Source organism: Pseudomonas sp. QE6, assembly GCF_041379005.1.
Classification (GTDB): Bacteria; Pseudomonadota; Gammaproteobacteria; order Pseudomonadales; family Pseudomonadaceae; genus Pseudomonas.
On the sequence record NZ_CP166873.1, the window covers coordinates 3,999,836 to 4,026,356 of the forward strand.

The window sequence follows — 26,521 nt, forward strand, 5'->3', positions numbered from 1 at the left end:
ACTCAAGAGGGTTCCTGCGGAAAGACCAGCGGCGGCTGGTCCAGGTCGATGGCGCTCTGGGTGGTGGCGGCGACGCGGGCCTTGAGCCATTCGCTGAAGGCTTTCACCACCGCGCGCTCGGCCTTCACCGGGTCGGTCACCAGGTAGTAGTTGCGGTTGGACTGGATGGTGATGTCGAAGGGGCGCACCAGCAGGCCGCGGCTCAGGGCGTCGCCGCTGAGCAGGTTGTCGCCGATGGCCACGCCCTGGCCGGCGAGGCAGGCGGCGATGGTGCTGGTGGCGTCGGCGAACAGCACGCCGGAGGTGAACTCGATGTCCCGTGCCCCGACCGCGCCCAGCCAGAGGCGCCAATCGGCGAAGTCGTTCATGTGCAGCAGGGTATGGCCGGCCAGGTCGCCCGGGGATTTCAGGCCGTTGCGGGCATTGAGCAGTCGCGGGCTGCAGACCGGGAAGAAGTGCAGGGCGACGAGGGGCTCGACGATCTGGTTGGGCCAGTCGCCGGCGCCGTAGGCAATGAACAGGTCGGCCTCCGCCGCGCTGGTGTCCTGCGGCACGCGGGGCGTGACCACGTGCAGTTGCACCTGCGGGTACTGCGCGAGGAAGTCGCCCAGGTGCTGGCACAGCCAGTAGGTGGCGAACCCCGGGTTGCAGCTGACGCACAGGCGGCCGCTGACCTGCTGCTCGTCGAAGTTGCTGCCGGCCAGTTGCACCTCGGCGAGGATGCGCCGCACGTCGCGGGCGTAGCGCTCGCCCCGGTAGGTGAGGCGGATGCCGCGCCCGGTGCGCTCGGTGAGGGCGAAGCCCAGGCGTTCCTCCAGGGTCGCGATGCGGTGGCTCACCGCGCTGCGGGTGAGGTTCAGCTCCGTGGCGGCGGCGGAGACGCTGCCCAGCCGGGCCACGGCGTCCAGCGCGCGCAGGGCGGTCATCGAGGGAAAGTGCATGGGGCTTCCTGGGCGGTGCTCTACCGGTGAATGGTGAAACTATCTGGACAAAGAGGCCAAATTGTTTCGCTTGTTGTGAGTTTGGCTTCACCAATACTAGGCCACACGACAACAACAACAGGCAACGATGAGGAAGCCCTCCATGTCGAAGTTCAAGGCCTACGTCCAGCAGTGGATCGACGAGCACCGCCAGCAGTTGTCCGACTGGCACCAGGTGATCTGGCATTTCGCCGAGCCGGCCTTCCGCGAGTACAAGTCCTGTGCCTGGTATGTGGAATTGCTGCGCCGCGAAGGCTTCACGGTGGAAGAGGGTAGCGGCGGCATGCCAACCGCCTTCGTCGCCACCTTCAGCAACGGCGAGGGCCCGGTGCTCGCCACCTACGCCGAGTACGATGCGGTGCCCGGCAATTGCCAGGCCGCTGCGACCCGGCCGATGCCGCGCGAGGGCCTGTCGAAGTACGCGCCGGGCCACACCGACCCGCACTCCGCGCTGGGCATGAGCGCCCTGGGCGGGGTGCTGGCGGCCAAGGCGGCGATGCTGGAGTTCGGCATCAGGGGCACCCTCAAGTTCTTCGGCGAGCCGGCGGAAAAGCTCCGCGCCTCCAAGCCGGTGCATGCCGCCAAGGGCTACTACGACGACATAGACGCGGCCGTCAGCTTCCACCCCACCTACATGCTGCCGCTGAACAACACCACCACCTGGGACACCCATTGCGGCATCGCCTATTCGTATATCTACACCTTCACCTGCGAAGACCCGCAGAACTGGATCGCCGCCGACCGCTACAGCCCGATCCCGCAGAACCACCTGGCGGCCCGCGCGCCGGGCGCCAACGACGCGCTGGTGCACTTCTACACCCTGAACGAAAGCCTGCGCCGCTCGACGCTGCCGTTCACCGGGCTGTGGAGCTTCAACGAAGCCATCCTCACCGCCGGGCAAGCCACCGCCGACAACCTGCCGCCGCACATCTCGCAGATCCAGTACCTGCTGCGCTGCGACTCCATCGAGCAGGCCGAGACCATCTCCACGGTGATGGACAACAACGCGGCCGCTGCCGCACTGGCCACCGGCTGCAAATGGAAGAAGACCTGGGTCTGCAAATCCCGTGGCGGCCTGGCCAACCACGCCCTGGCCCAGGCCTGCTACGACAACCTGGTAGAAATCGGCGCGCCGACCTGGGGCGAGGCGGCGATTGCGGTTGCTCGCGAGATCCAGGTGAACCTCGGCCTCGAGCCGATGGACGAACCCTTCCTGCCGGCCACCGAAGCCCTGATTGAACCCCAGGAGTGCGAGCGTCAGCTGCGCCTGCAGATGCCGGCCTGGCAGAAGTACCTGACCTCGGACGACTACCCCGAGTACACCTGGCATTGCCCGACCGTGCGCCTGTACGTGGCGCGGCCGATGCTCTCGGCGCCGGCCGGCTACACCTACCCGGACTGGGTCGCCAACGCCCTGGGCGGCATCCGCGAGACCATCGACCCGATGATCGAGGTGGCGTCGAAGACCATCGGCAGCACCCTGATCCAACTGTTCACCGAGCCCGACCTGCTGGCCGAGGCCACCCGCGAGTTCGACGAACGCACCGGTGGTGGCATTGGTGGCACGCAGTGGCAGGCGCCGCTGTTGCCGAAGGACTTCCAGGTGCCGCACCGCTTCCGCTGGCCGGAGTACATCCGCACGGTGCGGGGCGAGGAGTGGTGGATTCCCGCGCGGGACGATGAGTGAGCACCGAGGACTGCAGGAGCCGGCGCCTGGCATGAGCCGGGTGCCGGCAGGTCGCGCAGGGCGCCGGCCCGACGGGCGGCCGTTTGTCCCGGAGGATCATTGACTCAGGTCCATGAACAGCCGAAGACGCGTTGTCCTGCCGCGTCTCGTGCTCCAGACTTTTGCCTCTTGTATACACTTTGAGGCTTGAATCATGCGCAAATCATTTACTGCACTGGCATTTTCCATTCTGGCGTCGCAGGGCGTCGTCGCGGGCGAAACCGCCAACACCGCGGTTGGTGGCGGCCTGGGCGGCGCCTTGGGAAGCGTGGTCGGCCAGGCCGTCGGCGGAAGCACCGGCGCGGCGATTGGCGCAGGTGTCGGTGGCGCCGCCGGTGGCGCGGTAACGGCGAAGGACGGCAAGAAGACCGAAGCGGCCATCGGTGGCGGGCTGGGCGCCGCCGGCGGGCAGGTGATCGGCAACAGCATGGGCGGCTCCACGGGCGGGGCGATCGGTGCCGGTCTGGGCGGCGCCGCGGGCAGCGCGGTCGGCAACAGCCTGGCGGATGACAACGACCACCATGACAACCACAAGTCGAGCCACAAGCACAAACATAAGCACAAGTAGGGTGAGGGAGGCTGGACACTCACGCTGACAGGCCATCGAAAGGTGGCCCTGCAGCCTGAGTACAAGTCAGAAGAGCTCTCCACTCCAAGTTCAGCTCGCAGGCGCGTGTTCGGCGAACGCGGGGGGGCAGTTGCGGCCCCTGAGCCCTGGCAATCCCGATGAGCAGATTTGTTCTCCCGATAGACTTCCGCGCCAGGCGGTACCCACGGCGGCACAGCGCTGCCCGATTTTCCGGAAAGGTTCAGCACGATGCCGACGGGCCCTTGGACGGCCTGCGCGTAGCGTATCCAGAGGCCATGAGCGCCCAGCGGAGCCAGGAAACACACCACGATGGTCTCGTGCGCCTGGGTGGCGTCAGGCGGGAGATTACGAGGCGAAACCTGGCTGGAACTGAGGGCGTCGCCCGAGTGGACGACGCCGCTGAAGACAGGCAGCAGCGATCAGTGGACCGAGAGTTCCAGGATGTCGTCGCCGTACTCATCCCGTTCCCCAGTCGGCACCCAGCCCAGGTATCGATAGAAACCATGGGAGCGAACCTTCGGATCGCTGGAGCAGGCCAGGAACAGGCGCCTGAATCCTTGGCGCGCCAGCGTCTCTATCATCAGTCCGAGCAAGGTCTTGCCGATTCCCTGTCCCTCGTAGGCGGGGAGCAGGGCGAGAACGACGATCTCACCGGATTCCAGGTCGCCGAAGCAGTAGCCGATCATCCGGCCTTCCCGGCAGGCTACAAAGCCGGGACAACTGCCATCCTGGATTCCACGGCTCCATGACTCGGCGGTGATGCCCAATGCACGCAGCTCCTCCTCGGAAAAGGCGTTTTCTCTCGTCAGTCCGCGGATCGTGATGCACAGGGCAGCGTCATCAGGTACGGCAGGGCGATACGTCAGGTCGGTCATGGGGCGATTTCACTGTAAGGGCGAAGACAGGATGCATCCGCTATCGGTTCACGCGTGCATCGGCGAGGACGCAAAGCAGCTCGAACATCAGCGTCGCGGCATTGAGCGCAGTCATTCCGGAAGGGTCCAGGTCCGGAGCGACCTCCACCACGTCGCCTCCGATGAGGTTGAGTCCGCGTAGTCCTTTCAACAGGCGCATGGCTTCCCGCATCGAGATGCCGCCGGCTTCGGGGGTGCCGGTTCCGGGTGCGAAGGCAGGGTCGAGTCCGTCGACATCGAATGACACGTAGGTCTGGCCGTCACCCACGACCCTGCGTACTTCCCTGAGCACGCCCTCGACGCCGAGGTCGTCGAACTCCTCGATGAAGATGACCCGCATGCCGCATTCGAGGCTGTAGTTCGGGGTGCCCGAATGTTCGGAGCCGCGGATGCCGATCTGGATGGTGCGCAGTGGATCGAGAAGGCCGTCCTCGACCGCTCTGCGGAACGGCGCCCCGTGGAAGAATTTCGACCCGTAGAGGCTGTCCCAGGTATCGGTATGCGCGTCGATGTGGACCATGCCGATAGGGCCGTCCTTCGCCAGCGCCTTGAAGATCGGATAGGTGATCGAATGGTCCCCGCCAACCGTGAGCGGCATGATATTGCGCGCGCAAATCTCCCGGTAATAGTTCTCGATGCAGGCGTGGGCGTCCTCGATGTTGTACATGCGATCGAGGTAAACGTCGCCCAGGTCGCGAATGTTGCACAGGTCGAACGGGGCAATGCCCGAGGCGTGATTCCGGGTGCGCATCAGACAGGATTGCTGCCGGACTCCGCGGGGGCCGAGGCGCGCGCCAGGCTTGAACGAGGTGCCGCCATCGAACGGCACGCCAATCAGGCCGATATCGACCCCATCCAGCGTGTCCGCGACTGGGGCACGCATGAAGCTCGCGATTTCGTTAAATCTCGGGCGCTTCTGCGGGTCGTATGAAGTCCCGTCCGAGAAGTTGGTTTTGAGTTTGGAGTCGGACATGGTTACCCCCGCAGTTGCCGCAAGCCTGGAAAGCGTTGCCGTTTCTTGTTGTTCAGTGCCAGGCAACAGTCTTGAAACATATGCATTCAGCGCAATGGACTGTCGATATGGCGTCGCGCTTCATTTAATCGGCTGTTCAGTCCGGGATAAATAGCGGATCGTGAAGTGCTTGGTTAATGATATTATGAATATAATTCCATGATTCTTGACAGGCTTTCGGCATTGTGCGAACAAGGCGGGTCAATAGCGTGCTCGGTGCAGGATGAAAGAGAACATATACAATATTCGTCTGCTGCGGGTTTTTGTTGCCGTGGTCAGGAACAAGGGATTTTCTGCAGCGCAGCAGGACCTGAACATGTCGACGCCGGCCATCAGCGGCTATATGAGCCAGCTCGAAGCGCAGCTAGGCATGCAACTGTGCAGCCGCGGCAGATCAGGGTTCAGCCTGACCAGTAAAGGGCAGTTGATTTACGATGAGGCGCAGAATCTCTTGAACCAGATCGATGGTTTCGAGAACTATGTGCTTGAGTTGAAGGGCGAGTTACGCGGGACGATTTCCATAGGGATACTCGACTCCATGATCACCGACAAGCAGGTCAACATAGTGGATCTGCTTGGGAACTTTGCATCGAAGCACCCCAAGGTGCATGTCAATCTTAAAGTGCTGAGTCCTTTCGAACTTCAACGGGAAGTCCTGGAAGGCAAGATCGATCTGGCAATCGGCTCGTTGCCTACGAAGATGAGCGGATTGAAATATATCGATCTCTATATCGAGCAACATTGGCTGTATTGCAGCGACAGGCATCCATTGTCACGGGAGTTGCACAAGACCCCGGAGACGATCAGGCAGCACGCCCTGGTCAAACGGGGCTACTGGTCGAGCGCGGAAGTGGCACGGCACGGATTCAAGGAGTGCTCCGCCACTATCGACAGCATGGAGGCCGAGCTGATCCTGGTGTTGTGCGGGAGCTATATCGGCTATCTGCCGGATCATCTGGCTCAGCAGTGGGAGATGCAGGGCCGGCTGATCAGGCTCCTACCAGAGCACTTTGGCTATCAGGCCGAATTCTCGCTCATCATGAAGAACGGGCGAACTCGCGAGCCGCTGATCCAGGCGTTCAGGGATGAAATGACGGAACTCTATGACAAGGACGTTGGGTAGCCGGTCAGGTAAAGCGTGCCGGATTCCGGCGTATTGGGTCATAATCCTGCCGTGTGCAGAACATTGACGATCCATGCTGATTGGCACCGCTCTGGTTGCGTGCGGATGTCAGCGATTGGTAGTCTGATAGTTAATAATATTAATAAATATCCGGGTGTGTGATGGCGATCAAGGTGATGGAGGCTCGCGAGGTTGACGAGCCGCGTGCGGTGCTGCCGGGTTGGGAAGAGCAGTACACGCAGATGTCAGCTGGTCGCTTTTGCGGTCGCCTCGTGCACGCGGAGACGGGGGAGGTCCAGCTCTACGAAGAGCGCATGAACCTGCGGGTCGAGCAGGAATTCCATGCCCCCGCCGATACCCTGGTGTTCAGCTTCGACATGAACGACAGCGCCCTCTACCTGCTGGATGGGCACACGCACAACGCCTGGGTCACCCCTGAGAATTACCGTGAAGTTGCCGTGGTCCTGAAGGACGCCTCCACCTGGGGACGCTCCGCCGCAGACTTCGAGGGCCTGGTGCTGCAGCCGCTGCGCTCGGCGAATTGCAGCGCCTTTGCCACCTCCCTGAGCCAGTTGCTGGCCGGGGCCGTGGAAGGCAACGTCAACGTGGATGCGCCCGGATTCGCCCAGCAGGTCGCCGAGGGCTGCTTCTCGCTGCTGGAAGAGGCGGTCGAGGTGGGGCAGCGTCGTCGCTCCGAGCGCCACGCCAAGCGCGTCGTCGAGCGGGTGAAAGAGGTGGTCAACGACTGTCCGCAGGACAGCTTCGGTGTCCCGGAGCTGGCTCAGATCGCCGGTGTCTCGGTGCGGCAGTTGCAGCAGTCGTTCGTCCAGTATGCCGGTATGCCGCCCACCGTCTGGCTGCGCAATCGCCGCCTGAACGCTGCCCGGCGTGATCTGCTGGCCGCCGGTGGCGCCGGGGTCAATGTCGCGGAGATCGCGATGCGCTGGTCGTTCTGGCATCTGGGGCGATTCTCCCAGGCCTACCAGGCGCTCTTTGGCGAGTATCCGAAGGCGACGCTCAAGCGCGGAGCCGAGCGCTGCGCCGTGAGCATGCTGCCGAGCTGAAAAAAAGCGGAGCCCCCTCGGCATCGAGCTGCTCCGCCTGGCCTATTCAGCCAATCATTTCGCGTATCCGGTACCAGAGCATTCCCATTGCCAGCAGGGGCGAGCGCAGCAGTTTGCCGCCCGGGAAGGTCAGGTGCGGTACTGCGCTGAACACATCCAGCCCCTGGCTCTGGCCTACGGAAATCGCTTCGGCCAGGAGTTTGGCGGTCCAGTGGGTCACGTTCAGGCCGTGCCCCGAGTAACCCTGGGCGAAGTACACATTCGGGTGCTGGGCCAGACGGCCCACCTGCGGGAAGCGGTTGGCGGTGATGCCGATCATGCCGCCCCACTGGTAGTCGATGCGGACATTGGCCAGTTGCGGGAAGACCTTCAGCATCTTCGGCCGCATGTAGCCGCTGATGTCCGCAGGGTCCCGCCCGGAGTAGTGGCAGGCACCGCCGAACAGCAGGCGGCGGTCGGCGGTCAGCCGGTAGTAGTCCAGTCCCACTTTCTGGTCGCACAGCGCCATGTTCTGCGGGATCAGCTTTGCCGCGACCTCTTCGGCGAGCGGTTCGGTGACGATGACGTAGCTGCCCGCCGGCAGCACCTTGCCCGTCAGGCGCGGCTCGAGTTCTTCCAGGTGGGCGTTGCAGCCCAGCACCAGCTTGTCCGCCCGCACGCGGCCGTTGGCACAGTGCACCGTGACCGAATGGCCGTGGCTGATGCGCAGGACCGGGCTCTGCTCGAAGATCTTCACCCCCAGGCTGCTGGCCGCCCGTGCTTCCCCTGTCACCAGGTCGAGCGGGTGCAGGTGGCCTGAGCCCATGTCGATCAGACCGCCGGCATAGCAGTTGCTGGCCACCACTTCATGGATCTGGCCGGCGCCTACAAGCCTGGTCTGATGCCCATAGCCCATCGACTGCAACTCGCGCTGCTCCTCCGCCATGGCGGTGAACTGCGCAGGCGTATTGGCCAGCTCGCAGAAGCCCCAGCGCAGGTCGCAGGTGATGTCGAACTGCTTGATGCGTTCCGCCACCAGCGCCACCGAGTCGAAGCCCGCCTGGTTCAGGTAGCGCACGCCGTCCTCGCCGACGTACTTGGCGAAGCCGCTGACGTCGTGGCCGATACCGCGGATCAGCTGCCCGCCGTTGCGGCCGCTGGCGCCCCAGCCGACGCGACGGCCTTCCAGGAGCACCACGGAGTGGCCCCGAAGGGCCAGCTCCAGTGCCGTGTTGACGCCGGTCAGACCGCCGCCGATGACGCAGACCTCCGCCTGGACCTCACCTTCGAGGACTGGGTAGGTCTGCTTGTCGCGCGCAGTGGCTGCGTAATAGGACGCGACGTGTTCGCCGGCATGATTCATGGGACGTTCTCGGGTCATTGGTTGAACTTGATCTTGCTCCAGCTGCGAGTCATCAAGCGCATGATCTTCGGCGGCGGAGCGTTGGAGATGTACAGCTTGTCGAGCACGGCCTGGCTCGGGTAGACCTCGGGGTTGTTCAGCGTCTCCTGGTCCAGGAAGGCCTTGGAGTCGGCGTTGGCGTTGGGATAGCCGACGTACTCGCTGACCCCGGCGATGACCTTGGGCTCCAGCACATAGTTGATGAACGCCAGGGCCTGGTCCGGGTTCTTCGCGTCCGACGGGATGGCCATCAGGTCGAACCAGAGGTTGGCGCCTTCCTTCGGGATGCTGTAGGCGATCTCGATGCCGTTCTTGGCTTCCTTGGCGCGCGCGGCGGCCTGGAAGACGTCGCCGGAGTAGCCGAAGGCCACGCAGATGTTGCCGTTGGCGAGGTCGGAGATGTACTTCGAGGAGTGGAAGTAGGTGACGTAGGGGCGCAGCTCCATCAGCCTGGCCTCGGCCTTCGCATAGTCCGCCGGGTTGCTGCTGTTGGGGTTCATGCCCAGGTAGTTGAGCACCGAGGGGATCAGCTCGTCGGCGGAGTCCATGAAGGCGACGCCGCAGGTATTGAGCTTCTTCAGGTTCTCCGGCTCGAACAGCACCGACCAGGAGTCGATCTTGTCGACGCCCAGCACCTGCTTGACCTTCTCGACGTTATAGCCGATGCCGTTGGTACCCCACAGGTAGGGCACCGAATGGCGGTTACCCGGGTCGTTCTGCTCCAGCAGCTTGAGCAGCGTCGGGTCCAGGTGCTTCCAGTTCGGCAGCTTGCTGCGGTCCAGTTCCAGGAAGACCCCGGCTTGTACCTGGCGCGTGAGGAAGTGGTTGGACGGCACCACCACGTCATAGCCCGAGCGGCCCGCCAGCAGTTTGCCTTCCAGGGTCTCGTTGGAGTCGAAGACGTCATAGACCGGCTTGATCCCGGTGCTCTTCTGGAAGCCGACGAGGGTGTCGGGGGCGATGTAGTCGGTCCAGTTGTAGATGCTGACCGTCGGCTCGGCGTGGGCGTTCTGCGCCAGCGCGGCAAATGCCAACGCCGCAAGGGGTTTGAGCAGTCTCATGCGGACTCCTTTTCTTGTAGGTGTTCAGGAGCCTGCCGGCGGGCCCGGGAGGCCGCTGGCAGGCTTTGGCGGGCGCGGGCGTCAGACGCTCAGCAGCAGGAACTCGCGTTCCCAGGAGCTGATCACGCGCTTGAAGTTCTCGTGCTCGGCACGCTTCACCGCGACGTAGCCCTGGACGAACTTGCGGCCCAGGTAGTCTTCCAGCACCTGGCACTCTTCCATGTGCGCCAGCGCGTCTTCGATGGTGATCGGCAGGCGCAGGTTGCGGCGCTCGTAGGCGCGGCCTTCGACCGGGGCGCTGGGGTTGATCCGCTCGACCATGCCCAGGTAGCCGCACAGCAGGCTGGCGGCCAGCGCCAGGTAGGGGTTGGCGTCGGCGCCGGGCAGGCGGTTTTCCACGCGCATGGCTTCGGGGGAGGCTGCGGGTACGCGCAGGCCGACGGTGCGGTTTTCCACGCCCCACTCGACGTTCACCGGCGCGGAGGTGTCCGGCAGGAAGCGGCGGAAGGAGTTCACGTTCGGCGCGAACATCGGCAGCACTTTCGGGATGTACTTCTGCAGGCCGCCAATGTAGTGCAGGAACAGTTCGCTCATCGAGCCGTCGGCGTTGGCGAAGATGTTCTTGCCGGTGGCGATGTCCAGCACGCTCTGATGAATGTGCATGGCGCTGCCGGGTTCGTCGGTGATCGGCTTGGCCATGAAGGTCGCCGCCACGTCGTGCTTGAGCGCCGCTTCACGCATGCTGCGCTTGAACACGGTGATCTGGTCCGCCAGGCTCAGGGCGTTGCCGTGACGGAAGTTGATCTCCATCTGCGCCGGACCGTCCTCGTGGATCAGGGTGTCCAGGTCCAGGCCCTGGGCTTCGCACCAGTCGTAGACGTCTTCGAACAGCGGGTCGAATTCGTTGGCGGCATCGATGGAGAAGCTCTGCCGGCCGCTTTCCGGACGGCCCGAGCGGCCTACCGGGGCTTCCAGCGGGAAGTCCGGGTCGCTGCTGCGCTTGGTCAGGTAAAACTCCATTTCCGGCGCGACGATCGGGTTCCAGCCCTTGTCCGCGTAGAGTTTCAGCACGCGCTTGAGCACGTTGCGCGGCGACAGTTCGACGGGGTTGCCGTACTTGTCGTAGGTGTCATGGAACACCATCGCGGTCGGCTCGATGGCCCAGGGCACCACGAACACCGCGTCCGGATCGGGACGGCAGACCATATCGATGTCCGCTTCGTCCAGCAGGTCGTAGTAGATATCGTCGTCGACATAGTCCCCGGTGACCGTCTGCAGCAGCACACTCTCGGGGAGACGCATGCCTCCCTCGCCGAGGAACTTGTTGGTCGGGGAAATCTTGCCGCGGGCGATACCGGTCATGTCACTGACGACGCACTCGACTTCGGTGATCTGGTGTTGCTTCAGCCAGGAACTCAGCTGATCGGCGGGGGTGCTCATGCAAGCCTCTAATGGGTAGATGGAAGGCACAGGAAGGAAGTCGACCTCGCTTTGGGTCGACGCATGGGTAGTGTTGGGGAGAGCCGGGTTCCCGTTCTATCCACTTTCCGCAGATTCGGCAGGCATGGCGTGCCCAAGCGCATGAATGAGGGGGAGGGACTTCCGGCCGGCCATGGGTGGGGGGCTCATGGCCCACGACCCACCTTGCCAACGACTCGGTTGCAGGGTGTTATCATGTAACGATCATGGAAAGCGCTTGAAGCAGGCCGGCCGAGATTCGGGCCAGCCTGTGCTGATCCGGTGTCGCGCCGGGTCGAGGGCAATCCTGTTGGACAGATGCAAGTACGGACGTAGCAAGGTGATTTGAGTGAAGCGCAACGATGTGAAAGCCCGGAATGCCGCAGGCATCTCCTTCGACACGCACGTGATCGCAAACCCGACCAATACGAAAGAGTGGATCGTGTTCTTCAAGAAGGACGCGGGGCGCAGCTTTTTCCTGGTGGATGAGAGCGAGCAGGTCGAGTCGTTTGCGCACCTGGATGGCCTGATCGTCGAGCTGCGTGAGCTTGGCATCAAGAACGTGGAAATCCATCTCTGAACCCGCAGAGTCATTCGGAGACGACGCGATGCCATTGAACGATCCCTATCCGCGAATGCCGGCCAATGCTTTGGGCTGGGGCATCCTGTGAGCTGCACGACCCGTCGAAAGATCGACCATTTGCGCCGGCAGATTCCGAGTTTCGCCTGCGTGCCGGGCTGCCACGATTGCTGCGGGCCGGTGACCGCCTCGTCGGAGGAAATGTCGCGCCTGCCCGTGAAGAGCGACGCCGAGCATGACGCCGCCCTGGCGCATTGGAACTGCGTGCACCTGGGGCCGCATGGCTGCGAGGTGTACGAGGAGCGTCCGCTGATCTGCCGCCTGTTCGGCACGACTCCGAGCCTGCCATGCCCGCGTGGCCGGGGCCCGGAAAGCCCCACGGACGAGCAGGTCGAGCGCCAGGTGCACGAGCTGATCGCTACCACCCGGCAGGTACTGGTCTAGCGGGGCATGTAGCCCAACTGCCAGGAGCGCGGGACGAAGTAGACGATCACGGCCAATGCGCAGGCCAAGGCACCGCTCACGGCCATGGCCCCCAAGCCCAGGTGATGCTCCAGGAAGGCACCCGCCGCGCCGCCCAGCAACATGCCGCTCCAGGGCACGAGTTGAACCCGCCAGCCATTGTTGCGCTCACCCAGCAGCCAGCGCCCGAGACCACGCCCGAAGCGTGACAGCGCACCGGTCACGTAGGTAAGGCCGATGGGCATGCCATTCACCTGTTCCACCACCGCGTTCAGCATCCCCATCGACACGATCGCCGCAACGAAGGCCGGGAGGTTCCGCTCCTCGGGCCAGAGGGCGGCGAAGCCAAGCAGCGCCGCGACGATGATGAGCAAAGGCGTGGCGCGCCGCTTGAAGCCGCGGGCCAGGACGACACCCAGGGCGTTGCCGGCGACGAAGCACAGCACCGCGAGCGATAGCCGCCCGAGGGTGCTCAGGTCATGGTCGTTCACGGCGACGGCGAGGCGGGTGGTGTTGCCGCTCATGAAGGAGACGAAGTCGCCCGTGGCCAGGAAGCCGATCGCATCGGTCATGCCTGCCAGCACGGACAGGCCGGCGACGAGCCCCAAGCCGACGCGCCCGCGCAATACATGTAGTCGGGATCTCTTGGCGCTGCGAGGCGTGGGAGCATGGGGGAGCATCTAAAGGCGCCTGGCTGGATGAGGGAAGGGTAACGGGCAGGGCGTCAGCATTGCGCCCTGGGCACTTCGTCTTCGCTGATGCAATGCTCGATTTCGGTCACCTTGCGCAACGCGAGATCGGCATCGGGATAGGCGCCGAACAGGCGGCCCTGATAGAACACCACCCAGACGAAACCCGATGGCTCCCTGCCAGGCTGCTCTCGCAGCAGGGCCTGGAATCGGGCGGGCAGGTCGTCGATGTGCATCTGTGCCATACCGCGCAGGATCATGGCGGGTCACCTCTCTTTGGGTCGACGCTATTTTCGATTTCCGATGGCTATTGGGCAATACGACGGAAGTTTGTCCCGGGTTGGTCGCGGCCAGCTGTCATCGGGGCGACGGCGATGGATAGAGACCGGCCAGCCGTGCGATCAGAACGCCCACGTAGAAGACCCCGGTGAACTCTTCGATCATTACCAGTGAGCGGGCGTGATTGGTAAGGGGCACGATGTCACCGTAGCCGGTGGTGGTGAGGGTGGTGAAGCTGAAGTAGATCAGCTTGAAGAAGGTGCCGGGTTGTGTGAAATCGAGAAGCGCGGGGCCGAATGAGCTGGCGGCGTCCAATTCGGTCAGTGCATAGATGAAGGCCCAGGCGAAGGCCAGCATGATGTACCCCGCCAACGCACCATGCAGTTTGTCGGCGGTAATCCGCCCGCGCTTGAGCACATAGCGAAGCACGCCGCTGATCGAGACTGCCAGCGATGCCGTATAGGCTATGCCGGCAAGGTTCAGAGTCGCCAGATTCCCAGTCCACAGTGCAGCCCATTGAAGGCCGATCCCCAGTAGCGCCAGGCCCAGTTTGAGGATTAACCCTCGCTGAGATTGCGGGCCAGCGAACGCCCCCACCAGCAGCACGCTTGAGAACAGGACGCCGAGCAGCGTGCGGGGGAGTATGCCTTCCTCCAGGTAGGGAAACACGAGGATCAATCCAATCAGCAGCAGCAACAGATAGGTGCAGGGTCCGATGCCAATGATCATCTGCGACAGATCCTCGTCGGACTCCGTCTTGTCGTTTGTGTGTGTCATACCAAGCTTCCTTCAGGTGCGAACTGACGCCCGCAATAGCATGCATTCTTATGGAATGGGCTGTCAGGTTGTGCTCTGGGAGAGAAAGAATGACGACCCCCCACATGGCCAGCGTGGCGAGGAAGTTGATGGTGAAGACCAGACCCCGCAACCGGATATTCGTCGTGAGTATCTGCACACAGCTGTGAGCCACGCGTCCGAGAATGAAAATCCAGGCAAGCCAGGCTGCGCCGCTACCGCGAGTTGACTCTGTATCAGCAGCAGGCAGGCGGCGTGGAAGAACACCGGCCATTCGAACTGATTGGAAAGGTTGGCGCTGATGCGACGCTCCACCGTTTCCCAGGGATTGCTCCCATCCGGACTCTTGCCAATACCCCAGACCTTGGGCGCCCGCGCGATGGTCAGCAGCACGTAGAGAAGAGCGGCAAGCGCTACATGGACGGCCATGGGGAATATGAGTGGGTGCACCAGTCGTTACCCTCCTTGGGCGATGCTGCTGAATCAGCGGTTGACGGGAAGCCTGCCTGGCGGTCCTGAAGGAGGGTTTTCCCGCCCTCTCGGCATCCCGGCCATTCCCTTGGCTCATGGTGTTCAGCCGACCTGAGACTAGCTCAATTCCGGGCACCATGGCCTGCGGTAGCCGCCGTTGTTTACCGAACGCAGCCGTCGTAATTCGCCAGCTCTGATAGTCTCAATCGCACCCAGTTCGATGGCGAGTGATGGAAAAATGCTCAACGACTCTCCGGTACCCCAAGCGGTCGATAGTCCGATCACCCGTAGCGCGATCTTCCTTGTCGCAACCTTGACGCCCGGCGAGAAGCACCAGGACGCCGTGCGTTCATTGTGCGGTGACGTGGCCGCCCTGGTCCGCTCCGTTGGCAAACGCGTACCCACCGGCAATCTTTCCTGCGTGGTGGGTTTTGGCAGCGGGGCGTGGGACGCCTTGTTCGGTGCTCCGCGTCCTGCGTCCCTGCATAGGTTCCGCGAAATCGGCACGGGCGAGCGCGTCGCGGTCTCCACGCCCGGCGACCTCCTGCTGCATCTCCGGGCGGAGCAGATGGACCTCTGTTTCGAACTGGCGACCCTGCTGCTTGCACGGCTGGGCGACGCGGTTCGCGTGGTCGACGAAGTCCACGGCTTCCGCTATTTCGACATGCGCAGCATGGTCGGCTTCGTCGATGGCACCGAGAACCCGGTCGGCCGCGAGGCGGAACACTTCACCCTGATCGGCGAGGAAGATGCGGAGTTCGCTGGCGGCAGTTACGTACTGGTGCAGAAGTACCTGCATGACATGGCGGGCTGGAACGAGCTTTCCACCGAGGCCCAGGAACGCATCATCGGGCGCACCAAACTGTCGGACATCGAGCTGGACGAGTCGGTGAAGCCGAGCTGCTCGCACAGCTCCCTGACCACCCTGGAGAAGAACGGGCAGGAGGTGAAGATCCTGCGCGACAACATGCCCTTCGGCCGGCCTGGGTCAGGGGAGTTCGGCACCTACTTCATCGGCTACGCCCGCTCGCCGGAGCCGATCGAGGAGATGCTGGAGAACATGTTCATCGGCCGGCCGGCGGGCAACTACGACCGCCTGCTGGACTACAGCAGGGCGGTGACGGGCAGCCTGTTCTTCGTGCCGTCCGCCGATCTGCTGGAGTCGCTGGCCGACAAGGCGCCATAGCCAGCCGCCACAGCTCACGCCCAGGGCGCGCCGTTGGCGAAATGCTCCTCGATCCAGCGGCGAAACGCTTCGGCGGTGGCGGTGTCGTAGCGCGATGACGGGCGGACGAGGTAGACCCCGGCGTCTGCGTCGAGCCGCCAGCCAGGCAGCACGCGGACCAGTCGCCCGGAATCGAGATCGTGCTTCATCAGCCACTCGCCGCCGACCAGGATACCGACGCCGGCGCGTGCAGCCGATAGAAGCGACTCGTTGTCGTTGCTGGTGAGGGTGCTGGTGATCCTGACGGTCTGCTGGGCACCGTCGCAGGTGAGCTTCCAGTCGGGATAGGACTGCAGGCCGGTGAAGCCCAGGCAGTTGTGCCCGGCAAGCTCCGCGGGTGTTGCGGGACTGCCGTGGCGCTCCAGATAATCCGGCGCGGCGCAGAGGATGCGGTGGCTGGCGCAAAGCCTGCGCGCGACCAGGCGGCTGTCGGGCAGTTCGCCGACCCGGATGGCCGCATCGAAGCCTTCGGCGACCAGGTCGACGATGCGCTCGGAGTACTCCATGTCCAGGGCAACCTTCGGGTGCACGAGGGCGAAGCCGGCGATGATCGGACTCAGCCAGAGCCGGCCCATCGCCGACGGCAGCGCGATGCGCAGGCGCCCCTGCACCTGGGCGGCGTTGTGCATGGCTTCTTCCTGGGCTTCCTGGATCAGGCTGGCGGCGTGGCACAGGCGCTCGGCCAGGCGCAAGCCTTCGCCGGTGAAGCGCAGTTGCCGGGTGGTGCGTTCTACCAGCCGCACCCCCAGGCGCTGCTCCAGCGCGCTCAGCCGTTTCGACAGCACCGAGGGGTGGCGCTGCAAGGCCCTGCCTGCGGCGGCGAAGGAGCCGTGCTCGAACAGCGCCAGGAGGGTGGCGAGTTCATCCGCCTGTCGACTATCGAACAGATCCATAAGGCTCCCGGTTTGGCGAATCCATTGATCGGGCGTACACGCTTCACGGCACCAGCACCATGGCGCCTTCGGAGCGCCCGGCTTCCAGGTCGGCATGGGCGCGTGCGGCGTCGGCGAGCCGGTAGCGCTGCCAGACCCGAGGCCGGATGATACCCGCGGCGACGGCCTGCAACACGTCCCGTGCGCGCTCCTGGTATTCCTCGGCGGTCGCCGTGTGCGCCGCCAGGGATGGGCGGGTGAGGAACAGCGAACCCTTGGCGTTGAGCGTGGCCAGCTCCACCGCCGGTGGCGCGCCGCTGGTCATGCCGAAGCTCACCAGCAGGCCCCGGGGGCGCAGGCAGTCCAGCGAAGCGGCGAAGGACACCCGGCCGATGGGATCGTAGACAACGTCGACCTTCCGGCCCTGGGTGAGGTCGAGCACCTGTCCGGCCAGGGCCTGGGCATCGAATACCAGCACCTCGTCGCAGCCTGCCGCCCGCGCGCGCTCGACGCTTTGCTGGCGGGACACGACGCCGATGACGAAGGCCCCCAGGTGCTTCGCCCAGGACACCATGATCTGCCCCAGCGCGCCGCCGGCGCCGTAGATCAGCACCCGCGTGCCGGGACCGCCGGGGTAGGTGGTCTTGAGCAGGTACTGCGCGGTGATGCCCTTGAACAGGACTGCCGCCGCCTCGTCGAAGCCCAACTCGTCGGGCAGCCGGACCAGACGCTCCGCCGGATAGAGGCGCCCGCTCGCATAGCCGCCCAGGGGGCCGGTGGCATAGGCGACCCGGTCGCCGACCGCTACCTGGGTGACACCCGCGCCGACGGCGGCCACGATGCCCGCGCCTTCGAGCCCCGGCGTGGCCGGCAGGGGAATCTTCACCGCTCCCGAGCGCTGGCTGGCATCCAGCGGGTTGACGCCGACGGCCGCCTGTTCCAGCCAGACCTCGCCAGGGCCGGGTTGCTGGCTTTCTACCTGGCTGATCCGCAGCACCTCCGGCCCGCCGAACTGTTGCAGCGTTACACGAGCAATCATCGTTTTTTGCCTCTGACTGTGAACGATGATCGGCAGTCTAATTACTATTCAAGTGGGAACTAGATGGTTGAAATGCAGATGATAACTGCGCTGGGTGCAGTAATTATGCTCGATCCTCTCGCCCGAAAGCGCGCTGGCGAATCTGAGGAAGCCAGCAGCCTGGAGCGCCGATCGAAATGGGTCCTTGTGACGGAGTGGCCGTTGGCGGCGGTGAATTCTGTGTCGTGGGTAAAGGCAGCGCTGGCGAACTGCTCCTATCCTCTGGCGATACCCATCGATAAACAGGGCTCCACATGGAAGGTTCCGCAAAGAAAATGACGCTGACGGGGCTGACCACCCTGGTCGCGGTGAACATGATGGGGTCGGGCATCATCATGCTGCCCACGAGCATGGCGCAGCTGGGCGCGATTTCGCTGTTGTCGTGGGCCGTCACCGCCGTCGGGTCGATGGCCATCGCCTACTGCTTCGCCCAATGCGGTATCTACTGCACACGATCGGGCGGGATGTCGGCCTACACCGAGGAGGCCCACGGCAAGTCGGCCTTCTTCCTCTGCTCCTACCTCTACTTCCTGTCGCTGGCCATCGGCAACGTGGCCATCGCGATTTCCGCGGTGGGCTACCTGACGCCTTTCATCCCGTGGCTCGGCACCGGGGCGATGCCGCTGTTCGTGGGTTCGGTGGCGCTGATCTGGCTGACCACGCTGGCCAATTTCGGTGGTCCCAAGGTGACGGGGCAGATTGGATCGCTCACGGTCTGGGGCGTGATCATTCCCGTGGCGGGGCTGTCGGTGATCGGCTGGTTCTGGTTCGACGGACAGGTGTTTGACGCGGCCTGGAACCCCAACGGGATCGCCACCCACGAGGCCATTACCCAGAGCATTCCGCTGACCCTCTGGGCCTTCCTCGGCATGGAGTCGGCAGCGCAGAACTCCGACGCTGTGGAGAATCCAAAGCGCAACGTGCCGCTGGCCTGTCTGCTGGGGGCCCTGGGGGCTGCGGTCGTCTACGTGCTGTCCACCTCGGTGATCATGGGCATCGTGCCGAACGCCGAGCTGGCCAATTCCAGCGCGCCTTTCGCCTATGTCTACGCGAAGATGTTCAACCCCGTGGTCGGCAACATCATCATGGGACTGGCGGTGATGGCCTGCGTCGGCTCGCTGCTGGGCTGGCAGTTCACCCTGGCGCAGACGGCCAAGGTCACGGCAGACCAGCGCATGTTCCCCAGGCTTTACAGCCGTGTCACCCTGATCGGCGCACCCATCGCCGGACTGGTGGCGAACGCCGCGCTGCAAAGCGCCATGGCGGTGTCCACCATTTCGCCCAATGCCTCCGAGCAGTTCGGCAAGCTGGTCAGCCTGGCGGCGGTGACCAACATCGTGCCCTACATCACCGCGCTTTCCGCGCTGCTGGTGATCATGCAGAAGGCCGGGGTGGTCGGCTATCCGCGCTACCGCAACGTCATCGCCCTGCTGGTCGCGATGGTCTACAGCTTCTACGCACTCTATGCCTCGGGCATGGAAGCGGTGTTCGGCGGCATGATCGTCACGGCGGTGGGCTACTTGATGTTCGGCTACATCGCCGACCGGCTCCTCGAACCGCAGACGGCGCCCAACGCGGAGGGCAGGCCATGAAGCGCATGCTCCCTCGTGTCGCCGTCCTGCTGGCGGCCATGCTGCCATTGCTGGCGCCAGCCCAGACCCTCGAACGCATCCGCGCCAGCGGCACCCTGACCCTGGGCTACCTGCCGGATCTCCCGCCATTCTCGATCCGCGAAAGTGAGGGCGCCGCCGGCTACGGGATCGACCTCTGCCAGAAGGTGGCGGACCAACTCAAGACCCAGCCGGGTCTTGACCGCTTAAAGGTGCGTTTCGTGCCGCTGAGGTCGGACAAGGCCACGGACCTGGTGCGTGACGGCGGCGTCGACCTGCTTTGCAGCCCGATGGTGGAAACCCTGAAACTGCGCCAGGACCTCGATTTCTCCCTGCCGGTGTACACCGCCGGATTGGGCGTGGTGGTGCGCAAGGATGCGCCGCCGTTCCTGCTCAAGGCGCTCAACGGCGAGGTGGAACAGAGCGGTCCAACCTGGCGCGCGACACTCAATCGCGGCCTGGCCGCCTACAGCTTCGCGGTGCAGGGCAGTACGCCGGTGGAAACCTGGGCCCATGAGCGGATGCGCTTGCTCAAGGTGCTGGTGACCCTGCGCACCGTGGCGAGTCCCGCCGAGGGTGTCGGGCAGGTGGCGGACGGCAAGGTGGATGCGTTCTTCGCCGACCAGATGACCCTGCGCAGCCTGGTGGCGCGGGACGGCGCCGACACCAACCTGCGGGTGCTGGACCGTCGCTTCGAGTTCGCCCCGGTGGCACTGGCCATGGCGCGGGGCGACGAGGACTTCCGCCTGCAGGTAGATACGGCGCTGAGCCAGGTCTATCGCTCCGGCGCCATCCAGGCGCTCTATGGCAAGTACTTCGGGGCCCCCAGCGAACTGGACCGGACCTTGTTCAAGGTGTATTCGCGGCCGTAGTTCGTCGGGGCCGGAACCGGGTCCAGGCTCGCATCATCCCTGTTTCGGCCGCTGTTTGCCGATGGAGGGCAGGGCGAGGAGCATCAGCGCACCGCACGCCAGCAGCGCCGGGGTGTAGGAGTGGGTGAGGTCGACCAGGTAGCCGACCGCCTCCGGACCGAAGGCCGCCACCAGGCCGGAGATCAGGTTGCCGATGCCGAGCAGGCTGCCGAAGTTGCGCTGGCCCATGATGTCCGCCAGCAGCAGGGGCGCGAGTTGGTTGACGAGGTTGAAGGTGCCGCCCCAGAGGAGGGCGAACAGGACGATGGCGCCGGTGCCCAGCGTGGGAACGGGGGCGCCCAGCAGGCAGAGGAGCCCCGCCGCGCCGATGAGAGTGCCGAGCAACAGTATGTTCCTTGCGCTGTAGCGTGAACTGACCAGTCCGAAGACGAAATTTCCGAGCATGGCAGCGCCGCTGGTACCGGCCAGGACGAGAGCGGCCATTGGCGCGGCGAAGCCCGTCGATACCAGGTAAGGCACCAGGTTGATGAAGATGCCGATGCTGCTCAGAACCAGCAGGGTCTGCATGGCGATCCACCACCAGTAGACCGGCGTGCGCAGGGCGTCGCCGATGCCAGATCCGGCGCTGGGGATGTCGTCCGCGGGTGCCTGCTCCGGGGACTGCGCCGGCGGCAGCCGCGCCAGCAGCAGCGGCAGCGGAACGCAGGTCAGCAGCAGGAGGAGGGCGATAGCCTGCATGCTGTCGCGCCAGCCCAGGCGGCCGATGGTTTCGGTGAGCAGCATGGGGAACAGCATCGCGCCCACCGATGCGCCGGCGAGCAGCACGCCGAAGGCCAGGCCCTGGCGCAGTGGGGTGATCCAGCGTGCGGCCAGGATAATCGCCGGCACGTAGGTGGAGGCGCCGATGCCGACGCCACTCAACGCCATGGCCAGCGTCAGTTGGCCAATATCCGAACTGTGTGCGCCCAGCAGGTTGGCCAGGGCGGCGAGCGCTGCGCCGCTGACCATCACGGTGCGCGGTGCGATGCGGTCCAGCAGCCAGCCGACCACGGGGGTGGCCAGGGTCATGCTGAAAATGAAGGCGGTGGCGAGGAACGCCGCTTGCGCGTTGCTGCAGCCGAAGGTCGCGCTGATCGGCAGCATGAACACGCCCAGGGAGTTGAGCGTGGTGCCGAAACCGACGCAGAGCATCAGGGTGAGTCCGAATACCAGTATCCAGGCCTGCCGCTGATCGGGGGCGTGGGTGGTACAGGCGGGGAAGGAGGGTTCGGAAGGCAGGGGCCATTCCACGTCCAGCTCCGCGCTGGTGTTCTGCGTGCGCCGCATGGCGATCACCTCTTGGCTGGTAGGGGCGGCGCTGACGGGCGCCAGGGTTCGCCGGGGCATCCGCTGGGCGTCGCCGGCCGGGTGGAGCGGTGGACCGATGTCCCTCGGCGGAGCGGTGGGCCGGTAGCCGGGATAGGGTGAGGCTGGGGGGCGGGATCACGGCAGCTGCCGCAGGCAGTTGCCCACGCTGCACGGCGCGGCCGGGGATCGCCGTTCCTCCAGGCTGGCCTGTTTCGCCGAGGCTTCGTACCTGTCCAGCATGTAGCGCGCGGCCAGCAGGCAGCTGCAGATGACGATCGTGATCAGCAGAGGAATGAATCGGGACATGGCAGCGGCCTCGTCGACTAACCCCGGGTATTGCACGGTAGTCTCGGAGGCCGACGGCCAAATCGTCCGCTGGGACTAGCCCAGGGAGGCGACGCTGCGCAGTATCAGGCGTACCAGCATGGTCTGCCGGGTCACGCCGGTCTTGGAGAAGGTCGAGCGCAGGTGGGCGCGCGCGGTGTTGCGGCTGATGTTCAGCTCCTCGGAGGCTTCGTCCAGGGTCAGGCCATTGGCCAGCAGCATCGCCAGCTGGGACTCGGCTGGCGTCAGGTCGAACAGCGCCTTGACGATTTCCTGGGGGGCGCGGGCCTCCTGTTCCGGGTCGCTGACGAAGATCACCACCGAGGGGCAGTGCCTGCCTTCGTTCCACTCGCTCAGCGGTACCGAACGCACGACGATGCCCAGGTCCGCACGGCCCGACGGGCGCTGTACGCGCATGGCCTCGACCACCGAGGGCTGCGAGCCTTTCTGCGATTGCAGGGCCTGCTTCACCAGGCGGCGGAACTCCTGGCTGTCCCGCGTGGTGCCGACCTGCAGGTTGTCGCCGCTGACTTTCAGCCCGTCTTTCTCGCGCAGCAGGTTCTCGGCCACCTGGTTGGTCTGCAGGATCTTGCCGGTCTCGTCGAGGATGATGGTGCCGACGGCGAACTGGTCCACCGCGCCGGCGTAGAGGTTGCGTTCGGTTTCGATGCGGTTCATCTGCGTGTGCAGTACCACCGAGCGCTCCAGGTGCGGCACGAAATACGCCAGCCGCGCCTTGTCGTCTTCGGTGAAGCCCGGGGATTCGATGCCGCGGCAGACGCGGATGCGGCAGAGGGCGCCATCGCTGGTGCGGATGTCGGCGCCCAGGATATGGAACACCCCGGCCGGTGCGGCGAAGTTGCGGTAGAACTCCGAGGCCAGCCAGGCTTCCTGGGAGATGAATTCATCGATGGTCACGACCTGGCCGCTGGGCAGGTCGACGAAGGGGTCGAGGCTGAAATAGTACCGGCTGTACGACGCCACGATTTCGGCGGAACTGCCGTTGGCATTGACCATCAGCCCTTCGTTCTCGTCGCTGGGCGGACGCAGGATGAAGGTGACGTACTTGGCGTCGAGGAACTGGTTGAGCTGGTTGAGAAAGGATTGCCACGGCGTGGGCTCCAGAGGGCCCTGATAGAGATTGCCGAGCATTCCGCTGAACTGATCGAGCGAAAGCGAGTGTGCCATTAGAACCATTTCTTATTTTTGTAGTAGGAAAGCGCTGACGAGATTAAGCGGCGCCTCCGGCAAAAGGCAATCCGTCCCGCTAGGCAGGGGATGGGTGGCAAAGGCGCGTTGCTAGGGACGCGCCATCCCGCAAGCGGCCTCCGCGCAGCCGGCCCGGTCGACCGGGGCTAGTTCAATCGGACGAGGGCCGTCCTGCCCACTGTCGGTAAGGTGAGGCAGTCCCTGTTCGCCGGGGGGACGACGTCGGCCTCTGTTCTTCGCCCGATCCCCGCTGCTTCTGTTCGACCTCGGCCCGCAGGTCCATTTGCCAGAACAACAAGAAGAAGGAGCGTCTGCATGTCATCCGCGTTCTCCGTGAACCGTCCCTGTCGTCTGCATGAAGTCCCCGCCTGGGACCAGGAAACCGAGGTGCTGGTGGTCGGATTCGGCGCCGCCGGCGCCTGCGCCGCGATCGAGGCCGCCGCTGCGGGGGGGGGGCGTGATGTTGCTGGAGGCTACCTCCGGCAGCGGCGGCACCAGCGCGCTCTCGGGCGGCGAGATCTACCTCGGCGGCGGCGGTGGCACCCCGGCCCAGCGCAATGCCGGCTTCAGCGACGACACCGAAGACCTGTTCCGTTACCTGATGATGGCCGGCGGGCCGGACGCCGATGAGGCCAAGGCGCGCCTCTATGCGGATAACAGCCTGGACCACTACCACTGGCTGGTGGCCCAGGGCGTGCCGTACAAGAACACCTTCCTCCCGCAGAAGATGGTGGAGCCGGTCACCGACGACTGCCTGATCTGGTCCGGCAGCGAGGAGGCCTGGCCCTTCGCGGCCGAAGCCAAGCCCTGTCCGCGAGGCCATACGCTGCAGTGGGAAGGCTGGGGCGGCGGTCGCCTGCTGTTGGACATCCTCGCTGCCCGTGTCGTCGAACTCGGCGTCGAGGTGAGTTACGACAGCCGCGTACTGGCCCTGGTCGCCGATGACGAGGGCAAGGTGCACGGCGTGGTGGCGCGTTGCGACGGCCAGCAGCGCTTCATCCGTGCCAGCAAGGGCGTGATCCTGTGCGCCGGTGGCTTCGTAATGAACCGCGAAATGGTGCGTCGCCACGCTCCGCAACTGATGCACAACGAAAACCCGATCGGCACGCCGGGGGACGATGGCAGCGGCATCCAGCTGGGCATGAGCGTCGGCGGCGCGGCGATCCACATGGACGAGGCCTTCGTCAGCCTGCCGTTCTACGCCCCGGAATCGCTGGTCCAGGGCATCTTCGTCAACCAGCGCGGCCAGCGCTTCATCAACGAGGACTGCTACCACGGCCGCGTCGGCTATCACATCCTGCGCCAGGGCGGGGACCGGGTCTTCCTGCTGGCCGACAACGCCTGCTTCGAGCGCCCGGCCGAATTCACCCGCATCGACATCGCCGCCGTCGGCGAGACCTGGGAGGAGGTGGAGCAGGAGCTGGGACTGCCCTCGGGCACCCTGTCCGAGAGCGTCGCATTCTTCAACCGACATGCCGCCGAAGGCCGCGATCCGCTGTTCCACAAGGCGGCGAAATGGCTCAAGCCGCTGGATGAGCCGCCTTTCGTCGCCCTGGATTGCCGCTTCGATTACGCCTTCTACCCCCACTTCACCCTCGGCGGTCTCGACACGCTGCCGACCGGCCAGGTGCTCACCCAGCAGCGCGAGCCCATCGCCGGGCTCTACGCTGCCGGCAGAACCAGCTGCGGCCTGCCGCGCTGGGGCGGAGGGTACAGCTCGGGCCTGTCGCTGGCGGACTCCAGCTTCTTCGGCCGCCAGGCCGGCCATCACGCCGCAACACAGGGCTGAGCCTGCATGGGACGCTCCCGGTGATCACTACCGGGAGCGTCCTGCTATCCGCGCTCCGGTCGGTGGCGCCCTTGTCCATTCGGACGATTTCCGTCCAGGGTGGTGCCCCCAGACTGAGAATATCCGACTCAACAGAGGTCGCCTGCCATGAAGTTCGCCTTCACCAATGAGCAGGGAACACTGCTCGGCGCCGGGCCCAAGGTCGGGTCGTGCGTGGTCGCAGGCCAGGTGCTGCCAGGGTGGCAAGTCCATGGGCGCTGAGTATTCGGCGGTCAGGGGGCAGGGCCGCGCTGACGAGGCTGGCAGTGTCCTGTTAAGCAGCGTCCAGTTCGCGAGAACGCCGGCCTGGAACCCCGCACAGGCGCTCTCCGAGCTGATCGGCCTGGCCTACGAAGGGCTCAGCGAAGCCCGGCCCTGGTTCTCCCTGGCCGAGCGCTTGCGCCAGTTGCTCGGCGCCTTCAACGTGACCATCACCCTGTATCACCACGAGGACCAGCCCAGGGACATCCAGGTGATGGCCCTGGACGCCCATGACCGCACCGACTGGGATCGCGCCGAACGGGACTCCCGCGAGCGCTTCTGGCACATCGATCTGCTGCGTCCGGAAACAGTGGCGCCCGGCACGCTGATCGAGTTCGGGCCGCGGGACGTGGAGCCGGACTGCGCCGCCTACATGGCCTCGCTGGGCATCGGGCGTTGCCTGCGCAGTTGTTTCGCCGAGCCCGGCGGCATGCGCTGCTGGATCGACGTGGTGCGCGGCCTGCGGGTGTCCGGGCAGGCCTTCGTGGAGGCGGAGCGCGCGCTGCTGCTGGACGTGCTGCCGCACCTGTCGCGGGCGCTGGGGCTGTACGCCCGGCTCAAGCGCGAGGAGGCCGAGAAGGCGGTGTATGAGGGCAGCCTCGACCACATGGCGCTCGGCTGCCTGTTGCTCGACGGCAACACCCGGGTGCTTTGCGTGAACCGCACGGCACGCTCGATCATCGATCGCCAGGTCGGCATCGAGGTTCGCCAGGGACGTCTGCTGGCCGAGGAACGCGGCGTGCAGCAGGCGCTGGAGGGCGCAATCGCCAAGGTCATGCGGGCGCGTATGGAGGCCCATGCCGCCTGTCCCGGCGAACTGGTCCGACTGCGGACGCGAGACGGGATGCTGCTGGGTATCCTGGTCGAGCCGGTTCCGCCGGAGCCGTACTACCAGGGCGAACAGGTGCCCAGCCTGATCCTCCATCTCTGCGAACTGTCCCAGTGCGAGGCCGTCGTGCAGGCGCCGCGCGAGCATTCGCCCGAGCTGATCGCCCAGCTCTTCGGCCTGACCCGACAGGAGGCGCGCCTGGCGGCCTGGCTGGGCGCCGGGCAGACCATCAGCGAAGCGGCCGGGCAGATGAACATCGCGGTAGCCGCCGCGCGCAACTACTCGAAGAACATCTACGCCAAGCTCGGCATCAAGGGGCAAACGGACCTGGTGCGCCTCATGTGCCGCAGCGTTGCCTTGCTGCGCTGACCCGGGAATCTGCATTCCCAGTACCAGTTGGTACTGGAGCGGTGTTTCCCGCTCTCTCTAGGATCGATCCCACTGGAGCCGCCCCGGCCATCTCGGCCGGCGGCGCATACCTG

The 26,521-nt window shown here is 65.0% G+C and carries 25 protein-coding genes and 2 pseudogenes; 11 read left to right on the forward strand and 16 right to left on the reverse strand.

Going from position 1 to position 26,521, the window contains the following annotated elements:
- Positions 1-2 precede the first annotated feature (2 nt).
- The gene (locus ACAW63_RS18475; RefSeq protein WP_371227543.1) at positions 3-941 is read right to left on the reverse strand and encodes a LysR substrate-binding domain-containing protein; all 939 of its coding nucleotides are present in this window, start codon (positions 939-941) and stop codon (positions 3-5) included.
- A 142-nt stretch (positions 942-1,083) separates the two neighbouring features.
- Between ACAW63_RS18475 and ACAW63_RS18480 the strand changes: the two genes are divergently transcribed.
- Positions 1,084-2,667, forward strand: coding sequence for an amidohydrolase (locus tag ACAW63_RS18480; protein WP_371227546.1), 1,584 nt, complete (start codon positions 1,084-1,086; stop codon positions 2,665-2,667).
- A gap of 193 nt (positions 2,668-2,860) precedes the next feature.
- The gene (locus ACAW63_RS18485) at positions 2,861-3,274 is read left to right on the forward strand and encodes a glycine zipper domain-containing protein (RefSeq protein ID WP_275607138.1); all 414 of its coding nucleotides are present in this window, start codon (positions 2,861-2,863) and stop codon (positions 3,272-3,274) included.
- A 440-nt stretch (positions 3,275-3,714) separates the two neighbouring features.
- Here ACAW63_RS18485 and ACAW63_RS18490 read toward each other — a convergent pair whose 3' ends face one another.
- The gene (locus ACAW63_RS18490; RefSeq protein WP_371227548.1) at positions 3,715-4,170 is read right to left on the reverse strand and encodes an N-acetyltransferase family protein; all 456 of its coding nucleotides are present in this window, start codon (positions 4,168-4,170) and stop codon (positions 3,715-3,717) included.
- Between the two features lie 40 nt (positions 4,171-4,210).
- Positions 4,211-5,182, reverse strand: a complete 972-nt coding sequence (gene speB / locus ACAW63_RS18495; protein ID WP_371227550.1) for an agmatinase — start codon at positions 5,180-5,182, stop codon at positions 4,211-4,213.
- Positions 5,183-5,444: 262 nt separating this feature from the next.
- Here speB and ACAW63_RS18500 point away from each other — a divergent pair, with 262 nt between their 5' ends.
- Entirely contained in the window at positions 5,445-6,344 is a 900-nt protein-coding gene (locus ACAW63_RS18500) for a LysR family transcriptional regulator (RefSeq protein ID WP_371227552.1), read from the forward strand.
- A 161-nt stretch (positions 6,345-6,505) separates the two neighbouring features.
- Positions 6,506-7,408, forward strand: a complete 903-nt coding sequence (locus ACAW63_RS18505) for a helix-turn-helix domain-containing protein (RefSeq protein ID WP_371227554.1) — start codon at positions 6,506-6,508, stop codon at positions 7,406-7,408.
- A 46-nt stretch (positions 7,409-7,454) separates the two neighbouring features.
- On the opposite strand, the gene ACAW63_RS18510 is transcribed toward ACAW63_RS18505, so the two are convergent.
- The 3 genes from ACAW63_RS18510 to ACAW63_RS18520 all read right to left on the reverse strand — a co-directional run bounded on the left by ACAW63_RS18510 (position 7,455) and on the right by ACAW63_RS18520 (position 11,290).
- Positions 7,455-8,750, reverse strand: a complete 1,296-nt coding sequence (locus tag ACAW63_RS18510; RefSeq protein WP_371227555.1) for an NAD(P)/FAD-dependent oxidoreductase — start codon at positions 8,748-8,750, stop codon at positions 7,455-7,457.
- A gap of 14 nt (positions 8,751-8,764) precedes the next feature.
- Complete coding sequence (locus ACAW63_RS18515) at positions 8,765-9,850, reverse strand: polyamine ABC transporter substrate-binding protein (RefSeq protein WP_371227556.1); 1,086 nt, start codon at positions 9,848-9,850, stop codon at positions 8,765-8,767.
- 81 nt (positions 9,851-9,931) lie between these two features.
- Positions 9,932-11,290 carry a glutamine synthetase family protein gene (locus ACAW63_RS18520; RefSeq protein WP_275607131.1) on the reverse strand — a complete coding sequence of 453 codons (1,359 nt, stop codon included), beginning with the start codon at positions 11,288-11,290 and terminating at the stop codon, positions 9,932-9,934.
- 367 nt (positions 11,291-11,657) lie between these two features.
- Between ACAW63_RS18520 and ACAW63_RS18525 the strand changes: the two genes are divergently transcribed.
- Together ACAW63_RS18525 and ACAW63_RS18530 are read left to right on the forward strand one after the other, a co-directional pair.
- On the forward strand, positions 11,658-11,888 hold the full coding sequence (locus ACAW63_RS18525; protein WP_331320002.1) for a hypothetical protein: 231 nt from the start codon (positions 11,658-11,660) through the stop codon (positions 11,886-11,888).
- 87 nt (positions 11,889-11,975) lie between these two features.
- Positions 11,976-12,332 carry a YkgJ family cysteine cluster protein gene (locus tag ACAW63_RS18530; RefSeq protein ID WP_331320001.1) on the forward strand — a complete coding sequence of 119 codons (357 nt, stop codon included), beginning with the start codon at positions 11,976-11,978 and terminating at the stop codon, positions 12,330-12,332.
- Here the strand turns inward: ACAW63_RS18530 and ACAW63_RS18535 are convergent.
- The 5 genes and pseudogenes from ACAW63_RS18535 to ACAW63_RS18555 all read right to left on the reverse strand — a co-directional run.
- Positions 12,329-13,030 carry a YoaK family protein gene (locus tag ACAW63_RS18535; RefSeq protein WP_371227558.1) on the reverse strand — a complete coding sequence of 234 codons (702 nt, stop codon included), beginning with the start codon at positions 13,028-13,030 and terminating at the stop codon, positions 12,329-12,331. The two genes, ACAW63_RS18530 and ACAW63_RS18535, sit on opposite strands and share 4 nt — an antisense overlap.
- A gap of 44 nt (positions 13,031-13,074) precedes the next feature.
- On the reverse strand, positions 13,075-13,299 hold the full coding sequence (locus ACAW63_RS18540; RefSeq protein ID WP_331319999.1) for a hypothetical protein: 225 nt from the start codon (positions 13,297-13,299) through the stop codon (positions 13,075-13,077).
- A 97-nt stretch (positions 13,300-13,396) separates the two neighbouring features.
- A complete protein-coding gene (locus ACAW63_RS18545) occupies positions 13,397-14,095 on the reverse strand; it encodes a potassium channel family protein (protein WP_371227560.1) in 699 nt (232 codons plus the stop codon).
- Positions 14,096-14,243: 148 nt separating this feature from the next.
- Positions 14,244-14,387: pseudogene (locus ACAW63_RS18550) on the reverse strand (hypothetical protein); the annotation flags it as partial.
- Positions 14,388-14,401: 14 nt separating this feature from the next.
- Positions 14,402-14,542 (reverse strand): annotated as a pseudogene (locus ACAW63_RS18555) (hypothetical protein); the annotation flags it as partial.
- A 280-nt stretch (positions 14,543-14,822) separates the two neighbouring features.
- Between ACAW63_RS18555 and ACAW63_RS18560 the strand changes: the two are divergent.
- Positions 14,823-15,770: a Dyp-type peroxidase gene (locus ACAW63_RS18560; RefSeq protein ID WP_371227562.1), complete on the forward strand. Its 948-nt coding sequence runs from the start codon at positions 14,823-14,825 to the stop codon at positions 15,768-15,770.
- 14 nt (positions 15,771-15,784) lie between these two features.
- On the opposite strand, the gene ACAW63_RS18565 is transcribed toward ACAW63_RS18560, so the two are convergent.
- Both ACAW63_RS18565 and ACAW63_RS18570 read right to left on the reverse strand, forming a co-directional pair.
- Entirely contained in the window at positions 15,785-16,702 is a 918-nt protein-coding gene (locus ACAW63_RS18565; RefSeq protein ID WP_371227564.1) for a LysR family transcriptional regulator, read from the reverse strand.
- 43 nt (positions 16,703-16,745) lie between these two features.
- The gene (locus tag ACAW63_RS18570) at positions 16,746-17,720 is read right to left on the reverse strand and encodes a quinone oxidoreductase (protein WP_371227566.1); all 975 of its coding nucleotides are present in this window, start codon (positions 17,718-17,720) and stop codon (positions 16,746-16,748) included.
- Between the two features lie 293 nt (positions 17,721-18,013).
- Here ACAW63_RS18570 and potE point away from each other — a divergent pair, with 293 nt between their 5' ends.
- Positions 18,014-19,351: a putrescine-ornithine antiporter gene (gene potE, locus ACAW63_RS18575; RefSeq protein WP_371227568.1), complete on the forward strand. Its 1,338-nt coding sequence runs from the start codon at positions 18,014-18,016 to the stop codon at positions 19,349-19,351.
- Entirely contained in the window at positions 19,348-20,241 is an 894-nt protein-coding gene (locus ACAW63_RS18580; RefSeq protein ID WP_371227570.1) for an amino acid ABC transporter substrate-binding protein, read from the forward strand. The genes potE and ACAW63_RS18580 overlap by 4 nt, the downstream gene beginning before the upstream one ends.
- A 33-nt stretch (positions 20,242-20,274) precedes the next feature.
- Here the strand turns inward: ACAW63_RS18580 and ACAW63_RS18585 are convergent, their stop codons facing one another.
- From ACAW63_RS18585 to ACAW63_RS18595, 3 genes are all read right to left on the reverse strand, one after another.
- Positions 20,275-21,567, reverse strand: a complete 1,293-nt coding sequence (locus ACAW63_RS18585) for an MFS transporter (RefSeq protein ID WP_371227572.1) — start codon at positions 21,565-21,567, stop codon at positions 20,275-20,277.
- 156 nt (positions 21,568-21,723) lie between these two features.
- Positions 21,724-21,894: a hypothetical protein gene (locus ACAW63_RS18590; RefSeq protein ID WP_331319981.1), complete on the reverse strand. Its 171-nt coding sequence runs from the start codon at positions 21,892-21,894 to the stop codon at positions 21,724-21,726.
- A 75-nt stretch (positions 21,895-21,969) separates the two neighbouring features.
- Complete coding sequence (locus ACAW63_RS18595; protein ID WP_331319980.1) at positions 21,970-23,100, reverse strand: helix-turn-helix transcriptional regulator; 1,131 nt, start codon at positions 23,098-23,100, stop codon at positions 21,970-21,972.
- Between the two features lie 481 nt (positions 23,101-23,581).
- Between ACAW63_RS18595 and ACAW63_RS18600 the strand changes: the two genes are divergently transcribed.
- Together ACAW63_RS18600 and ACAW63_RS18605 are read left to right on the forward strand one after the other, a co-directional pair.
- Positions 23,582-24,910, forward strand: a complete 1,329-nt coding sequence (locus ACAW63_RS18600; protein ID WP_371227574.1) for an FAD-dependent oxidoreductase — start codon at positions 23,582-23,584, stop codon at positions 24,908-24,910.
- A gap of 250 nt (positions 24,911-25,160) precedes the next feature.
- Complete coding sequence (locus tag ACAW63_RS18605; RefSeq protein ID WP_371227576.1) at positions 25,161-26,408, forward strand: helix-turn-helix transcriptional regulator; 1,248 nt, start codon at positions 25,161-25,163, stop codon at positions 26,406-26,408.
- The last annotated feature ends 113 nt before the right edge of the window (positions 26,409-26,521 follow it).

Excerpts from the sequence above, each read along its gene's own strand:
- ACAW63_RS18475 (WP_371227543.1), bottom strand. The coding sequence starts at position 941 with ATGCACTTTCCCTCGATGACCGCCCTGCGCGCGCTGGACGCCGTGGCC.
- ACAW63_RS18480 (WP_371227546.1), top strand. The coding sequence starts at position 1,084 with ATGTCGAAGTTCAAGGCCTACGTCCAGCAGTGGATCGACGAGCACCGC.
- ACAW63_RS18485 (WP_275607138.1), top strand. The coding sequence starts at position 2,861 with ATGCGCAAATCATTTACTGCACTGGCATTTTCCATTCTGGCGTCGCAG.
- ACAW63_RS18490 (WP_371227548.1), bottom strand. The coding sequence starts at position 4,170 with ATGACCGACCTGACGTATCGCCCTGCCGTACCTGATGACGCTGCCCTG.
- speB (WP_371227550.1), bottom strand. The coding sequence starts at position 5,182 with ATGTCCGACTCCAAACTCAAAACCAACTTCTCGGACGGGACTTCATAC.
- ACAW63_RS18500 (WP_371227552.1), top strand. The coding sequence starts at position 5,445 with ATGAAAGAGAACATATACAATATTCGTCTGCTGCGGGTTTTTGTTGCC.
- ACAW63_RS18505 (WP_371227554.1), top strand. The coding sequence starts at position 6,506 with ATGGCGATCAAGGTGATGGAGGCTCGCGAGGTTGACGAGCCGCGTGCG.
- ACAW63_RS18510 (WP_371227555.1), bottom strand. The coding sequence starts at position 8,750 with ATGAATCATGCCGGCGAACACGTCGCGTCCTATTACGCAGCCACTGCG.
- ACAW63_RS18515 (WP_371227556.1), bottom strand. The coding sequence starts at position 9,850 with ATGAGACTGCTCAAACCCCTTGCGGCGTTGGCATTTGCCGCGCTGGCG.
- ACAW63_RS18520 (WP_275607131.1), bottom strand. The coding sequence starts at position 11,290 with ATGAGCACCCCCGCCGATCAGCTGAGTTCCTGGCTGAAGCAACACCAG.
- ACAW63_RS18535 (WP_371227558.1), bottom strand. The coding sequence starts at position 13,030 with ATGCTCCCCCATGCTCCCACGCCTCGCAGCGCCAAGAGATCCCGACTA.
- ACAW63_RS18540 (WP_331319999.1), bottom strand. The coding sequence starts at position 13,299 with ATGATCCTGCGCGGTATGGCACAGATGCACATCGACGACCTGCCCGCC.
- ACAW63_RS18545 (WP_371227560.1), bottom strand. The coding sequence starts at position 14,095 with ATGACACACACAAACGACAAGACGGAGTCCGACGAGGATCTGTCGCAG.
- ACAW63_RS18560 (WP_371227562.1), top strand. The coding sequence starts at position 14,823 with ATGCTCAACGACTCTCCGGTACCCCAAGCGGTCGATAGTCCGATCACC.
- ACAW63_RS18565 (WP_371227564.1), bottom strand. The coding sequence starts at position 16,702 with ATGGATCTGTTCGATAGTCGACAGGCGGATGAACTCGCCACCCTCCTG.
- ACAW63_RS18570 (WP_371227566.1), bottom strand. The coding sequence starts at position 17,720 with ATGATTGCTCGTGTAACGCTGCAACAGTTCGGCGGGCCGGAGGTGCTG.
- potE (WP_371227568.1), top strand. The coding sequence starts at position 18,014 with ATGGAAGGTTCCGCAAAGAAAATGACGCTGACGGGGCTGACCACCCTG.
- ACAW63_RS18580 (WP_371227570.1), top strand. The coding sequence starts at position 19,348 with ATGAAGCGCATGCTCCCTCGTGTCGCCGTCCTGCTGGCGGCCATGCTG.
- ACAW63_RS18585 (WP_371227572.1), bottom strand. The coding sequence starts at position 21,567 with ATGCGGCGCACGCAGAACACCAGCGCGGAGCTGGACGTGGAATGGCCC.
- ACAW63_RS18590 (WP_331319981.1), bottom strand. The coding sequence starts at position 21,894 with ATGTCCCGATTCATTCCTCTGCTGATCACGATCGTCATCTGCAGCTGC.
- ACAW63_RS18595 (WP_331319980.1), bottom strand. The coding sequence starts at position 23,100 with ATGGCACACTCGCTTTCGCTCGATCAGTTCAGCGGAATGCTCGGCAAT.
- ACAW63_RS18600 (WP_371227574.1), top strand. The coding sequence starts at position 23,582 with ATGTTGCTGGAGGCTACCTCCGGCAGCGGCGGCACCAGCGCGCTCTCG.
- ACAW63_RS18605 (WP_371227576.1), top strand. The coding sequence starts at position 25,161 with ATGGGCGCTGAGTATTCGGCGGTCAGGGGGCAGGGCCGCGCTGACGAG.